We start from the raw sequence: 13,432 nt of genomic DNA, 5'->3' as shown, positions 1-13,432 counted from the left end.
GATGTTGGGAAAATTAACACTTGATGCGGTTCCGTACCACGAACCGATCATCATGGTCACCGTAGCCGCAATTATTGTCGGGGGCCTGGCAGTGCTGGCGCTGCTGACATACTTCGGCAAATGGAAGTGGCTGTGGAGCGAATGGCTGACTTCGGTCGACCATAAAAAAATTGGTATCATGTACATCATCGTGGCGATGGTCATGCTGCTGCGCGGCTTTGCCGACGCCATCATGATGCGTAGCCAGCAGGCGTTGGCGTCCGCCGGCGAAGCCGGGTTCCTGCCGCCGCACCACTACGACCAGATCTTCACCGCGCACGGCGTTATCATGATCTTCTTCATGGCGATGCCTTTCGTGGTCGGCCTGATGAACGTCGTGGTGCCACTGCAAATCGGTGCGCGCGACGTCGCCTTCCCGTTCCTGAACTCCCTGAGCTTCTGGTTCTTCGTGGTGGGCGTTGTGCTGATCAACATCTCCCTGGGGGTCGGTGAGTTCGCTCAGACCGGTTGGCTGGCGTATCCGCCGCTGTCGGGTAAAGAGTACAGTCCTGGCGTCGGGGTCGATTACTGGATCTGGAGTCTGCAGATTTCCGGTCTGGGTACCCTGCTGACCGGCGTGAACTTCTTCGCCACCATTCTGAAGATGCGTGCCCCTGGCATGCCTATGATGAAGATGCCGGTGTTCACCTGGGCGGCTCTGTGTACTAACGTCCTGATCATCGTTGCTTTCCCAATTCTGACCGTCACCATCGCGCTGCTGACCCTGGATCGCTATCTGGGCACCCATTTCTTCACCAATGATATGGGCGGCAACATGATGATGTACATCAACCTGATTTGGGCCTGGGGTCACCCAGAGGTGTATATCCTGGTTCTGCCGGTGTTCGGCGTGTTCTCCGAAGTCACCGCGACCTTCTCCAGAAAACGCCTGTTCGGCTATACCTCACTGGTATGGGCAACCATCGCGATCACCGTTCTGTCGTTCATCGTATGGCTGCACCACTTCTTCACCATGGGGTCCGGCGCGAACGTTAACGCCTTCTTCGGTATCGCCACCATGATCATTTCCATCCCGACCGGGGTGAAAATCTTCAACTGGCTGTTCACCATGTATCAGGGCCGTATCAAGCTCAACTCCGCCATGCTGTGGACCGTTGGCTTCATCATCACCTTCTCCGTGGGTGGTATGACCGGCGTTCTGCTGGCAGTGCCGGGCGCGAACTTCGTGCTGCACAACAGCCTGTTCCTGATCGCGCACTTCCACAACGTCATCATCGGCGGCGTGGTGTTCGGTTGCTTCGCGGGCCTGACCTACTGGTTCCCGAAATCCTTCGGCTTCACGCTGAACGAAAAATGGGGTATCCGCGCGTTCTGGTTCTGGATCATCGGCTTCTTCACCGCCTTCATGCCGCTGTACGCATTGGGCTTTATGGGCATGACCCGTCGTATCAGCCAGGACATCAACCCTGAGTTCCACCCTCTGCTGCTGGTTGCAGCCGGTGGTGCGGCGCTGATCGCCTGCGGCATTCTGTGCCAGCTGATTCAGATCTTCGTCAGTATCCGTGACCGCGAACAAAACCGCGATCTGACCGGTGACCCGTGGGGTGCTCGTACTCTGGAGTGGTCAACGTCGTCTCCACCGCCGTTCTATAACTTTGCCGTAGTACCGAAAATTCATGACCGTGACGAGTTCTGGGACATGAAAGAAAAAGGCGAAGCGTATAAGAAACCGGCTAAATACGAACCGATTCATATGCCTAAGAACACCGGCGCCGGCGTTATCATCGCCTTCTTCAGCCTGGTATTCGGTTTCGCAATGATTTGGGAAATCTGGTGGATGGCTCTGGCTGGCTTCATCGGTATGATCGTTGTCTGGATCGGCAAGAGCTTCGATCACGATGTTGACTACTATGTGCAGGTTGATGAAATCGAGCGCATTGAGAACCAACACTACGAACAAATCCGTAAAGCAGGCGTGAAACATGTCAACTGAAACTCTGACCAATCATAACGCGGCCCATGCAGAGCATGGGCACCACGACGCGGGAGAGACCAAAGTCTTCGGATTCTGGATCTACCTGATGAGCGACTGTATTTTGTTTGCGAGCTTGTTCGCGACGTTTGCAGTCCTGGTGAACGGGACCGCCGGCGGTCCTGCAGGTAAAGACATTTTCGAACTGGACTTTGTCCTGGTCGAAACTTTCCTGCTGTTGTTCAGCTCCATCACCTACGGCATGGCGATGATCGCCATGAACAAGGGCAAAGTTGCGGGCGTCAATCTCTGGCTGTTCCTGACCTTCCTGTTCGGTCTGGGCTTCGTTGGAATGGAAGTCTTTGAGTTCCACAAACTGATCGAAGAAGGCTACGGCCCGGATCGCAGCGCGTTCCTGTCCAGCTTCTTCGCGCTGGTCGGTACTCACGGTCTGCACGTAACCTCCGGCCTGGTGTGGATCATCGTGATGATGATTCAGGTCAGCAAGTTCGGCCTGACCGCGACCAACAGAACCCGCCTGATGTGCCTGAGCCTGTTCTGGCACTTCCTGGACGTGGTCTGGATCTGCGTATTTACCGTTGTCTACTTGCTGGGGGCTATGTCATGAGTCATTCATCCCATGAAACCTCTCACGGCGGCGCAAGCCACGGTAGCGTGAAGTCATACCTGATCGGCTTTATCCTGTCGATCATCCTGACGGTAATTCCATTTGCGATGGTAATGAACGGCACTGCCTCTCATTCCACCATCCTGGCGGTTGTTGTCGGCATGGCGGTTATCCAGGTGATTGTTCACCTGGTTTACTTCCTGCACATGAACACCTCATCGGAAGAGCGTTGGAACCTGGTGGCATTGCTGTTCACCGCTATGATCATCGGTATCGTTGTTGTGGGTTCACTCTGGATTATGTACAACCTCAACATCAATATGATGGTCGATTAAGAGCTGAGCTGCACGTGATGATTAAGCAATACCTGCAAGTCACTAAACCAGGAATTATTTTCGGCAATTTAATTTCTGTCGTTGGGGGATTCCTGCTCGCTTCCAAAGGGAGCATCGACTATCCCCTGTTTCTCGCCACCCTGGTGGGTGTCTCGTTGGTGGTCGCGTCGGGCTGTGTGTTTAACAACTACATCGACCGCGACATCGACAAGAAAATGGAGAGAACGAAGAATCGGGTGCTGGTAAAAGGCCTGATCGCGCCGAGTGTCACCCTGGTTTATGCGACCGTTCTGGGTATTGTGGGCTTTGCGTTGCTGTATATCGTGGCTAACCCGCTGGCCATGTGGCTGGCGGTGATGGGCTTCGTGGTTTATGTCGGCGTTTACAGCCTGTACATGAAACGCCACTCGGTATACGGCACGCTGATCGGCAGCCTGTCGGGCGCCGCGCCGCCGGTTATCGGCTACTGCGCGGTAACCAACGAGTTCGACGCCGGCGCGTTGATCCTGCTGGCTATCTTTAGCCTGTGGCAGATGCCGCATTCTTATGCGATCGCTATCTTCCGCTTTAAAGATTACCAGGCGGCCAACATTCCGGTGCTGCCGGTGGTGAAAGGCATTTCCGTCGCCAAGAACCACATCACGGTCTACATCCTGGCGTTTATGATCGCCACGTTGATGCTGACCCTGGTGGGTTACGCCGGCTACAAATACCTGATCGTCGCTGCGGCGGTGAGCGTATGGTGGCTCGGCATGGCGCTGCGCGGTTACAAAACCGAAAACGACAGCGTCTGGGCGCGTAAACTGTTCGTGTTCTCCATCGTCGCCATCACCTCGCTGAGCGTGATGATGTCGATCGACTTCAGCGCGACAGCGGCGCCTGAAGCGCTGGTGACCTACGTTTGGTAAGCCAAATCATCTGTAAATGGGCCGCTTTTGCGGCCCATTTTATTTGTCACGCCGAAAAGCGGCTGAACTGTAATATCTGTTAAACAACATTCGATTTACCCCCCCTGCCCTGCACACTAAAATGACGCAGCTTTACAGAAATCATGCCATCAGGCGCTGTCTCAACGTCTGATGGCATGGTTTTTACCGAGGTTTGATGTGAACGATAATTCAATGACCCCGCAGGAGCGCCGCGCCACCTGGGGATTGGGCACCGTATTTTCCCTGCGCATGCTCGGCATGTTTATGGTCCTGCCGGTGCTGACCACCTACGGCATGGCGCTCAACGGCGCCAGCGAAGCGCTGATCGGCATCGCCATCGGCATCTACGGCCTGGCGCAGGCGGTGTTTCAGATCCCGTTCGGCCTGGTGTCCGACCGCATCGGCCGCAAACCGCTGATCGTCGGCGGCCTGCTGATCTTCGCCCTCGGCAGCGTGATCGCCGCCGCTACCGATTCGATCTGGGGCGTGATCCTCGGCCGCGCGCTGCAGGGTTCCGGCGCGATCGCCGCTGCGGTGATGGCGCTGCTCTCCGATCTGACCCGCGAGCAGAACCGCACCAAAGCGATGGCGTTTATCGGCGTCAGCTTCGGCATCACCTTCGCCATCGCCATGGTATTGGGCCCGATCATCACCCACGCCTTCGGCCTGCATGCGCTGTTCTGGATGATCGCCGTGCTGGCGCTGGCCGGCATTATCATCACCCTGGCGGTGGTGCCTTCCGCCGACACCCACCTGCTGAACCGTGAATCCAGCATCGTGCGCGGCAGTTTCAGCAAGGTGCTGAGTAATTCGCGCCTGTTGAAGCTCAACTTCGGCATCATGTGTCTGCATATCCTGCTGATGTCGAGCTTCGTGGCGCTGCCGCTGGCGATGGAGAAAGCCGGGCTGGTGGCCAGCGAACACTGGATCGTCTATCTGGTGACCATGCTGGTATCGTTCGCCGCCGTGGTGCCTTTCATCATCTATGCCGAAAAATATCGCCGCATGAAGCAGGTCTTTATGGGCTGCGTAGCGGTGCTGTTCTGCGCTGAAGTGCTGCTGTGGTTCTCTGGCGCGCACCTGTGGGGCATCATCGCCGGCGTGCAGCTGTTCTTCATGGCCTTCAACGTGATGGAAGCCATTCTGCCTTCGTTAATCAGCAAAGAGTCGCCGGCCGGCTACAAGGGCACCGCGATGGGGGTCTACTCCACCAGCCAGTTTATCGGCGTGGCGATCGGCGGCAGCCTCGGTGGCTGGCTATACGGTTTGCAGGGTGCGGGCTTGGTGTTTATCGCCGGCGCAGTGCTGGCCGCCGTTTGGTTCCTGGTCAGCAGCACCATGAAAGAGCCGCCGTATGTCAGCAGCCTGCGCATTACGCTGTCGGAACTGGCGGTGAAGGATTCGGCGCTGGAAAGCCGCCTGAAGGCGCAGCCCGGCGTTGCGGAGGCGATCGTGGTGCCGGAGGAGCGCAGCGCTTACGTCAAGGTCGATACCAAACAGACCAATCGCGGTCAACTGGAAGCGCTGGTCAATTCGCTGTAAAGAATCAGGGCCGGCAATGCCGGCCCTGCTGAGATTAATCGCGGAAGTTCTTGAACTGGAACGGTTGCCCCAGATCGCCACCGCGCACCAGCGCCATCACGCTCTGCAAATCATCGCGTGACTTACCGGTCACCCGCACTTCTTCGCCCTGGATCTGCGCCTGTACCTTCAGCTTGCTGTCTTTGATCAGCTTGACGATTTTCTTCGCCACTGAGGTTTCAATCCCCTGCTTCAGCTTGGCTTCCACGCTGTAGGTTTTACCGCTGTGGGTAAACTCTTCCGGGATCTCCAGCGCGGCACCGTCAATGCTGCGTTTGCTCAGCTTTTCGCGCAGAATGTCGAGCAGCTGCTGTACCTGGAAATCCGACTCGGTAGCAACCTTGATGCTTTGGTCTTTCTCGTTTAGCTCAAAGCTGGCCGGCACGTTGCGAAAATCCCAGCGGGTGCCGAGATCGCGGGTGGCGTTCTCAACGGCGTTACGCACTTCCTGCATATCAATTTCGGAAACGATGTCGAAAGATGGCATACTTCTTCCTCCTGAATGAGTGCCTAATAGCTTAGGCGATTTTGATGCCGAGCATGATAACCGCTTTGCCGCCTCAGACAAAATCTGCTGAACGCACGCAGGGATAGCGCTTCGGGCTGCCATAAAGCCTATAGTTAATTCACGGTAATTGAGCGGTATTCCCGTGTTTCCAAGGAGACTGAATGAAAATAACCATTCTTGGTTGCGGCGCGCTCGGACAACTGTGGCTCTCCCGGCTGTATCAGCAGGGCCACGATGTACAGGGATGGCTAAGAGTGCCGCAGCCTTTTTGCGCCGTGAACGTGATAGAGCCGGAAGGCGTCTCGTTCAATCGCAACTTGCCCACCAACGATCCGGAGCATCTCGCGCAGAGCGAACTGCTGTTGGTCACGCTGAAAGCCTGGCAAGTTTCCGGCGCGGTCAGCGCGCTGCTGCCGAAGCTGAACCCCCAGTGCGCCATCTTGCTGCTGCACAACGGCATGGGCACCCAGGAGGAACTGCCGCCGAACGGCCACCCCATCCTGCAGGGCACCACCACCCACGCGGCACGCCATGAAGGCAGCACCATTATTCACGTCGCTACCGGCATCACCCACATCGGCCCGACCTCGCCGGCCGCCCAGCACCTCAGCCACCTGGCGGAAGTGCTGCATCAGGCGCTACCCGACGTCGCCTGGCACAACAACATCGCCTCGGCCAACTGGCGCAAACTGGCGGTCAACTGCGTGATCAACCCGCTGACGGCGCTGTATGACTGCCGCAACGGCGATCTGCAACGCTACCCGGAGCAGATCGCAACGCTGTGCCGTGAAGTCGCCGGCGTGATGGCGATGGAAGGCTACCACACCTCCTGCGAGGGCCTGATGCAATACGTGATGGACGTGATCCACAGCACCGCCGACAACGTTTCGTCGATGCTGCAGGATATCCGCAGCCAGCGGCACACCGAGATCGACTACATCACCGGCTACCTGCTGCGCCGTGCGCGCAGCCACGGCCTCACGCTGCCGGAAAATGCGCGGCTGTTCGAACTGATTAAACGAAAGGAAAATGAATATGAGCGTATCGGCGCTAGTCTGCCTGGCACCTGGTAGCGAAGAAACCGAAGCCGTCACCACCATCGATCTGCTGGTGCGGGCGGGCGTCAACGTCACCACGGCCAGCGTTGCCGGCGACGGCGAGCTGACTATCGTCTGTTCACGCGGCGTCAAACTGCTGGCCGACGCGCCGCTGGTGGCGATCGTCGATGAGCCTTTCGACGCCATCGTACTGCCCGGCGGCCTGAAAGGCGCGGAGTGCTTCCGCGACAGCCCGCTACTGGTGGAAAAGGTGCGGCAGATGCACCTGCAGGGGAATATCGTCGCCGCCATCTGCGCGGCGCCGGCGCTGGTGCTGCAGCACCACGATCTGTTCCCGGTCGGCAACATGACCGGCTTCCCGGGCCTGAAAGACCAGATACCGGCGGATAAATGGATGGAGCGCCGCGTGGTGTACGACGCACGCGTCAACCTGCTCACCAGTCAGGGGCCCGGCACCGCGATGGAGTTTGCGCTGAAGCTGATAGACCTGCTGCTCGGCAAGGCCAAGGCGGCGGAGATCGCCGCACAGCTGGTGCTGATCCCCGGGATGTACGATTTTCGCGACTGAGCGGCTTGCCGATAAAAAAAGGGCTGAACACCGGTTCAGCCCTTATCGTTTATGGTGCGCCGTGCGTTACGGACGATAAACCTTAACGTTGGAGTAGCCCTGCTCCAGCAGGTACAGCGCCTGCAGGCGGCTCATCACGCCGCGCTCGCAGTACAACAGGTAGGTTTTGCTCTGGTCCAGATCGCCGAACTGGGTACTCAGCTTGTAGAACGGCAGCGCTTTCACTTCAACCTGTTCCAGCTGCAGCGGTTTCTCTTCCTGCTCGTCGTTGGAGCGAATATCCAGAATAACATCGGCGCCGCCGAAGGCCGCGACGGTTTCCACCTCGGTCACCTGTTCCTGCGCCTGCTCGGCGATGGAGCGAATATCAACGTTCTTCGCTTCACTCACCACCCGATCGAGAATGCTGAAATCGAAGTGGCTCTCTTCCTCTTCGATCTTGGCCTTGACCGCTTTCACCGTCGGGCTCTTCGAAATCACGCCGCAGTATTCCGGCATGGTTTTGGCGAAGTCTTCGGTGCCGATTTCGCGCGCCAGTTTGATGATGTGCTCTTTATCGTGCGAGATCAGCGGACGCAGGATCAGGGTGTCGGACGCGTTGTCGATCAAGCGCAGGTTAGTCAGCGTCTGGCTGGAGACTTGCCCCAACGCCTCACCGGTCACCAGCGCCTGCACGCCGTAGCGTTCGGCCACTTGCGAAGCGGCGCGCACCATCATGCGCTTGAGCACCACGCCCATTTGGCCGTCGTCGACCTTCTCCAGGATCTCACCGACCACCGGCTCGAAATCGATGGCAACGAAGCGCACCTTGTGCGAACTGGCGAAGCGGTTCCACAGGTAGTGCGCCACCTGCTTCACGCCGATCTCGTGCGCAGCGCCGCCCAGATTGAAGAAGCAGAAGTGGACGCGGCAGCCGCGACGCATCAGCATGTAGCTGGACACGCCCGAGTCGAAACCGCCGGAAATCAGCGACATCACGTCTTCCTGGGTGCCGACCGGGTAACCGCCGATGCCTTCGAGGCGGCGTTTCACCAGCATCAGCTTGTCGTCTTCGATCTCCAGGTTTACCGTGACCTGCGGGCGGGTCAGGTTAACGCGCGCGCTTTCAATATGCTGATTCAAGCCGCCGCCGACGTAGCGCTCCACGTCCTGCGAGTTGAACGCCTGCTTGCCGCGGCGCTTGACGCGCACGCAGAAGGTTTTGCCTTCCAGCTGGGCGCGGTAGGCTTCCAGCGTCTGCTCGAAGATGTGGTGGATGTCGGTATAAGCGCGATCTTCCACTTCCAGAATATGGTGGATGCCGGGAATACGCGTCAGGGCGTCGGCGATGATCGGCCGCTGATTTTCATCTTTGGCGCGAACTTCGATATGATCCCAGTGACGGACGACCGCCAGCGTTTCATCATACTGCTTCAGGACGTTGCGAATATTGGTCGAGAGAATCTTGATAAAGCGCAAGCGCACAGATTGGCTCTTGATGGTGATTTCCGGGAACAATTTAATGATAAACTTCATGGCGGTCTTTGTTGTCAGATAAGAATTACGGCGCGGAGTATATCATCATATCGCCGTGCTCTGCGCACAAAACCACACATGAGCGCCATGATTTGCTAATCAAGATCCGCTAGGATAGGCTCTGGCGCCACGGTTCACATGATGACGTAAAAAGAAAATTATGCCGAAAAAACCAGCACAATCAGCCAGTACAGAGCAAACTGCCAGCTTTGAAAGCGCCCTCGGCGAGCTGGAAAGCATCGTGACGCGTCTGGAGTCGGGCGAACTGCCGCTGGAAGACGCGCTGAACGAATTCGAACGCGGCGTACAGCTGGCGCGTCAGGGCCAGCAGAAACTGCAACAGGCGGAACAGCGTGTGCAGATACTTCTTAACGACAGCGCCGATGATGCGGCGCTGGCGCCTTTCACACCGGATGCCGAGTAAACGACATGTCTGAGATCGCCCCATCGGCCGCTTTTGCCGATCAAATGCAGATTTTCCGCCAGCGTGCCGATCGCGCGCTGCTGGACTTCATCGCCCCGCTACCGTTCAACGACGGCAACATGGTGGCGGCGATGCGCCACGGCGCCTTGCTGGGCGGCAAACGCCTGCGCCCGTTCCTGGTGTACACCACCGGCCAGATGTTCGGCGTGTCGTTGGCCAACCTGGACGCGCCGGCGGCGGCGGTGGAATGCATTCACGCCTACTCGCTGATCCACGACGATCTGCCGGCGATGGACGACGACGATCTGCGCCGCGGCCAGCCGACCTGCCACATTAAATTCGGTGAAGCCAACGCGATCCTGGCCGGCGATGCGCTGCAAACGCTGGCGTTTTCAATCCTGGCCGATGCCGAGATGCCCGACGTGGCGCTGCACGATCGGCTGGCGATGGTCTCCGAACTGGCGGCCGCCAGCGGCGTAGCCGGCATGTGCGGCGGCCAATCGCTGGATCTGGAAGCCGAAGGCAAGCACGTCGACCTGCAGGCGCTGGAGCAGATCCACCGCCACAAAACCGGTGCGCTGATCCGTGCGGCGGTGCGTCTGGGTGCGCTGAGCGCCGGCGCTGCCGGGCGTGCGGCGCTGCCGCAGCTGGATCGTTACGCCGCCGCGGTTGGCCTGGCGTTCCAGGTGCAGGATGACATTTTGGACGTTGTCGGCGAGACTGAAAAAATCGGCAAGCGCCAGGGAGCGGACCAACAACACGGAAAGAGTACCTACCCGGCGTTGCTCGGGCTTGACAGCGCGAAAGCAAAAGCGTGGGATCTCTATCAGGAAGCATTAGCTGCATTAGACACTTTGGCAGCGCAATCTTATAACACAGCGCCATTGCGAGCGTTAGCCAGCTTCATTATTGAACGCGACAATTAACGTGTGACGTTAACTCCTCTGATATGAGTATCGAATGAGTCTTGATATAGCCAAATACCCAACCCTGGCGCTAGCGGAAAACCCCGAGGAACTCCGCTCACTGCCCAAAGAGAGCTTGCCTAAGCTGTGCGATGAGCTGCGGCAATACCTGCTGAACAGCGTCAGTCGCTCCAGCGGCCACTTTGCCTCCGGGCTGGGTACCGTCGAACTGACGGTGGCGTTGCATTTCGTCTACAACACGCCGTTCGATCATCTGGTGTGGGACGTCGGCCACCAGGCCTACCCACACAAAATTCTGACCGGCCGCCGCGACCGCATCGCCACCATTCGGCAAAAGAACGGTCTGCACCCCTTCCCGTGGCGCGCCGAAAGCGAATACGACGTACTGTCGGTCGGCCACTCATCGACCTCGATCAGTGCCGGCCTCGGCATGGCGGTGGCGGCGGAGCGTGAAGGTAAAGGCCGCCGCACAGTGTGCGTGATCGGCGACGGCGCCATCACTGCCGGCATGGCGTTCGAAGCGATGAACCACGCCGGCGACATCAACCCGGACATGCTGGTGGTGCTGAACGACAACGAGATGTCGATCTCGGAAAACGTCGGCGCGCTGAACAACCATCTGGCGCAGCTGCTGTCCGGCAAGCTTTATTCCACCCTGCGCGAAGGCGGCAAGAAAGTGCTGGCCGGCGTGCCGCCCATCAAGGAGCTGGTGAAACGCACCGAAGAGCACCTGAAAGGCATGGTGGTGCCGGGCACGCTGTTCGAAGAGCTGGGTTTCAACTACATCGGCCCGGTAGACGGCCACGACGTGCAGGGTCTGGTCGCCACGTTGAAAAACATGCGCGATCTGAAAGGCCCGCAGCTGTTGCACATCATGACCAAGAAAGGCCGCGGTTACGCGCCGGCAGAGAAGGATCCGATCAGCTTCCACGCGGTGCCGAAGTTCGATCCCGCCAGCGGCACGCTGCCGAAGAGCGCCGGCGGTCTGCCGACCTATTCGAAAATCTTCGGCGACTGGCTGTGTGAAACCGCCGCCAAAGACAGCTCGCTGATGGCGATCACGCCGGCGATGCGCGAAGGTTCCGGCATGGTGCAGTTCTCCCGCGACTACCCGCAGCAATATTTCGACGTGGCGATCGCCGAGCAGCACGCGGTCACCTTCGCCGCCGGGCTGGCGATCGGCGGCTACAAGCCGGTGGTGGCGATCTATTCCACCTTCCTGCAACGTGCCTACGATCAGCTGATCCACGATGTGGCGATCCAAAACCTGCCGGTGATGTTCGCCATCGATCGCGGCGGCATCGTCGGCGCCGACGGCCAAACCCACCAGGGGGCGTTCGATCTGTCGTTCATGCGCTGCATCCCGACCATGGTGATCATGACGCCGAGCGACGAAAACGAATGCCGCCAGATGCTGTATACCGGCTATCACTACAATGCCGGCCCGAGCGCCGTGCGCTATCCGCGCGGTACCGGCACCGGCGCGGCGCTGGAGCCGCTCAGCCTGCTGCCGATCGGCAAAGGCGTGGTGCGCCGCCAAGGGGAAAAGATCGCCATTCTCAACTTCGGCACCCTGCTGCCGGAGGCGGCTGAGGCGGCGGAAGCGCTCAACGCTACGCTGGTGGACATGCGCTTCGTCAAACCGCTGGACGAACAGCTGGTGCTCGAACTGGCCACCGGCCATGAAGCGCTGGTCACGCTGGAAGAGAACGCCATCATGGGCGGCGCCGGCAGCGGCGTCAACGAACTGCTGATGGCCAAACGCCGTCCGGTACCGGTGCTGAACCTCGGCCTGCCGGACAGCTTCGTCTCGCAGGGCAGCCAGGAAGAAGTGCGCGCCGATCTGGGGCTCGATGCCGCCGGCATTCAGCGCCAAATCGAAACCTGGCTGGCGCAGTAATCATCGCCAGCGCCTGAATAAACGCCTCCGCTCTCGGGGGCGTTTTCGTTTCAGCCCTCCGAGCGCCGCGCTACAGTTACTGTCTAAGCTGTGAATGGGAGGCAAGCATGAAGTACCTGAAACTGGGCAATACCGATCTGAACGTCTCACGCATCTGCCTGGGTTGCATGACCTACGGCGACCCGAACCGCGGTAATCACACCTGGACGCTGCCGGAAGAGAGCAGCCGCCCGCTGCTGAAACAGGCGCTGGAAGCCGGCATCAACTTTTTCGACACCGCCAATAGCTATTCCGACGGCAGCAGCGAGGAGATCCTCGGCCGGGCGCTGCGCGACTATGCGCGCCGCGAGGACGTGGTGGTCGCCACCAAGGTCTATTTCCCGCTGAGCAATCTGGAGCGCGGCTTGTCGCGCGCCAAGATCATGCAGTCCATCGACGACAGCCTGCGCCGTCTGGGCACCGACTATGTCGATTTGCTGCAGATCCATCGCTGGGATGACGAAACGCCACTGGAAGAGACGCTGGAAGCGCTGCACGACGTGGTGAAAGCCGGTAAGGCGCGTTATATCGGCGCCTCCTCGATGTACGCCTGGCAGTTCGCCAAGGCGCTGTATACCGCCGATCTGCACGGCTGGACGCGCTTCGTCAGCATGCAGGATCAATACAACCTGATTCAGCGCGAAGAAGAGCGCGAAATGCACCCGCTGTGTACCGCCGAAGGCATCGCCGTCCTGCCGTGGAGCCCGCTGGCGCGCGGCCGCCTGACTCGCCCCTGGGGCGAAACCACCGCGCGGCTGGTTGCCGACCCGTTCGGCAAGAGCCTCTACGAGGAAACCGAAAGCATCGACGCCATCATCGCCGAACGCATCGCCAGCCTCGCCGACGAACGTGGCGTTTCCCGCGCGCAGATCGCACTGGCCTGGCTGCTGAACAAGCCAGCGGTCAGCGCGCCGATCGTCGGCGCGTCACGCAGCGAGCAGCTGGATGACGCCATCGCCGCGGTCGACTTGAGTTTGTCGCCGCAAGAAGTGGCGGAGCTGGAGACGGCTTATGTGCCGCACCGGGTGACGGGGTTTAAATAAGAGAAA

Annotated in this window: 13 protein-coding genes; 11 read left to right on the top strand and 2 right to left on the bottom strand. The window is 59.1% G+C overall.

The window, feature by feature from the left end:
- Nucleotide 1 precedes the first annotated feature (1 nt).
- The 5 genes from cyoB (at nucleotide 2) to BHU62_RS03800 (ending at nucleotide 5,406) form a co-directional block, all read left to right on the top strand.
- Nucleotides 2–1,993 carry a cytochrome o ubiquinol oxidase subunit I gene (cyoB, locus tag BHU62_RS03820; protein WP_073529232.1) on the top strand — a complete coding sequence of 664 codons (1,992 nt, stop codon included), beginning with the start codon at nucleotides 2–4 and terminating at the stop codon, nucleotides 1,991–1,993.
- Nucleotides 1,983–2,600, top strand: a complete 618-nt coding sequence (locus BHU62_RS03815) for a cytochrome o ubiquinol oxidase subunit III (protein WP_073529231.1) — start codon at nucleotides 1,983–1,985, stop codon at nucleotides 2,598–2,600. The genes cyoB and BHU62_RS03815 overlap by 11 nt, the downstream gene beginning before the upstream one ends.
- Complete coding sequence (locus tag BHU62_RS03810) at nucleotides 2,597–2,935, top strand: cytochrome o ubiquinol oxidase subunit IV (protein WP_004940369.1); 339 nt, start codon at nucleotides 2,597–2,599, stop codon at nucleotides 2,933–2,935. The genes BHU62_RS03815 and BHU62_RS03810 overlap by 4 nt, the downstream gene beginning before the upstream one ends.
- A 17-nt stretch (nucleotides 2,936–2,952) precedes the next feature.
- A complete protein-coding gene (gene cyoE, locus BHU62_RS03805; protein WP_073529230.1) occupies nucleotides 2,953–3,843 on the top strand; it encodes a heme o synthase in 891 nt (296 codons plus the stop codon).
- A gap of 198 nt (nucleotides 3,844–4,041) precedes the next feature.
- On the top strand, nucleotides 4,042–5,406 hold the full coding sequence (locus BHU62_RS03800) for an MFS transporter (protein WP_073529229.1): 1,365 nt from the start codon (nucleotides 4,042–4,044) through the stop codon (nucleotides 5,404–5,406).
- A gap of 34 nt (nucleotides 5,407–5,440) precedes the next feature.
- On the opposite strand, the gene BHU62_RS03795 is transcribed toward BHU62_RS03800, so the two are convergent.
- The gene (locus BHU62_RS03795) at nucleotides 5,441–5,932 is read right to left on the bottom strand and encodes a YajQ family cyclic di-GMP-binding protein (protein ID WP_025301759.1); all 492 of its coding nucleotides are present in this window, start codon (nucleotides 5,930–5,932) and stop codon (nucleotides 5,441–5,443) included.
- A gap of 182 nt (nucleotides 5,933–6,114) precedes the next feature.
- Between BHU62_RS03795 and panE the strand changes: the two genes are divergently transcribed.
- Nucleotides 6,115–7,026 (top strand): 2-dehydropantoate 2-reductase, encoded by a 912-nt coding sequence (gene panE, locus BHU62_RS03790; protein ID WP_073529228.1) that lies wholly within the window; start codon nucleotides 6,115–6,117, stop codon nucleotides 7,024–7,026.
- The gene (gene yajL / locus BHU62_RS03785) at nucleotides 6,989–7,579 is read left to right on the top strand and encodes a protein deglycase YajL (protein ID WP_073529227.1); all 591 of its coding nucleotides are present in this window, start codon (nucleotides 6,989–6,991) and stop codon (nucleotides 7,577–7,579) included. The genes panE and yajL overlap by 38 nt, the downstream gene beginning before the upstream one ends.
- Before the next feature lie 66 nt (nucleotides 7,580–7,645).
- On the opposite strand, the gene thiI is transcribed toward yajL, so the two are convergent.
- Nucleotides 7,646–9,094: a tRNA uracil 4-sulfurtransferase ThiI gene (gene thiI / locus BHU62_RS03780; RefSeq protein ID WP_073529226.1), complete on the bottom strand. Its 1,449-nt coding sequence runs from the start codon at nucleotides 9,092–9,094 to the stop codon at nucleotides 7,646–7,648.
- A 160-nt stretch (nucleotides 9,095–9,254) separates the two neighbouring features.
- Here thiI and xseB point away from each other — a divergent pair, with 160 nt between their 5' ends.
- From xseB to BHU62_RS03760, 4 genes are all read left to right on the top strand, one after another.
- Nucleotides 9,255–9,518 (top strand): exodeoxyribonuclease VII small subunit, encoded by a 264-nt coding sequence (xseB, locus tag BHU62_RS03775; RefSeq protein WP_015376838.1) that lies wholly within the window; start codon nucleotides 9,255–9,257, stop codon nucleotides 9,516–9,518.
- A 5-nt stretch (nucleotides 9,519–9,523) separates the two neighbouring features.
- On the top strand, nucleotides 9,524–10,444 hold the full coding sequence (gene ispA / locus BHU62_RS03770) for a (2E,6E)-farnesyl diphosphate synthase (RefSeq protein WP_073529225.1): 921 nt from the start codon (nucleotides 9,524–9,526) through the stop codon (nucleotides 10,442–10,444).
- A 34-nt stretch (nucleotides 10,445–10,478) separates the two neighbouring features.
- A complete protein-coding gene (gene dxs, locus BHU62_RS03765; RefSeq protein ID WP_073529224.1) occupies nucleotides 10,479–12,344 on the top strand; it encodes a 1-deoxy-D-xylulose-5-phosphate synthase in 1,866 nt (621 codons plus the stop codon).
- A gap of 107 nt (nucleotides 12,345–12,451) precedes the next feature.
- Nucleotides 12,452–13,426 carry an aldo/keto reductase gene (locus BHU62_RS03760; RefSeq protein WP_073529223.1) on the top strand — a complete coding sequence of 325 codons (975 nt, stop codon included), beginning with the start codon at nucleotides 12,452–12,454 and terminating at the stop codon, nucleotides 13,424–13,426.
- Nucleotides 13,427–13,432 lie beyond the last annotated feature (6 nt).

Origin of the sequence: Serratia marcescens (assembly GCF_001902635.1) — a bacterium.
Taxonomy (GTDB): Bacteria; Pseudomonadota; Gammaproteobacteria; order Enterobacterales; family Enterobacteriaceae; genus Serratia; species Serratia marcescens_F.
The sequence above is the reverse complement of the archived record's forward strand: the minus strand, read 5'-3'. Positions and strand labels throughout refer to the sequence as shown.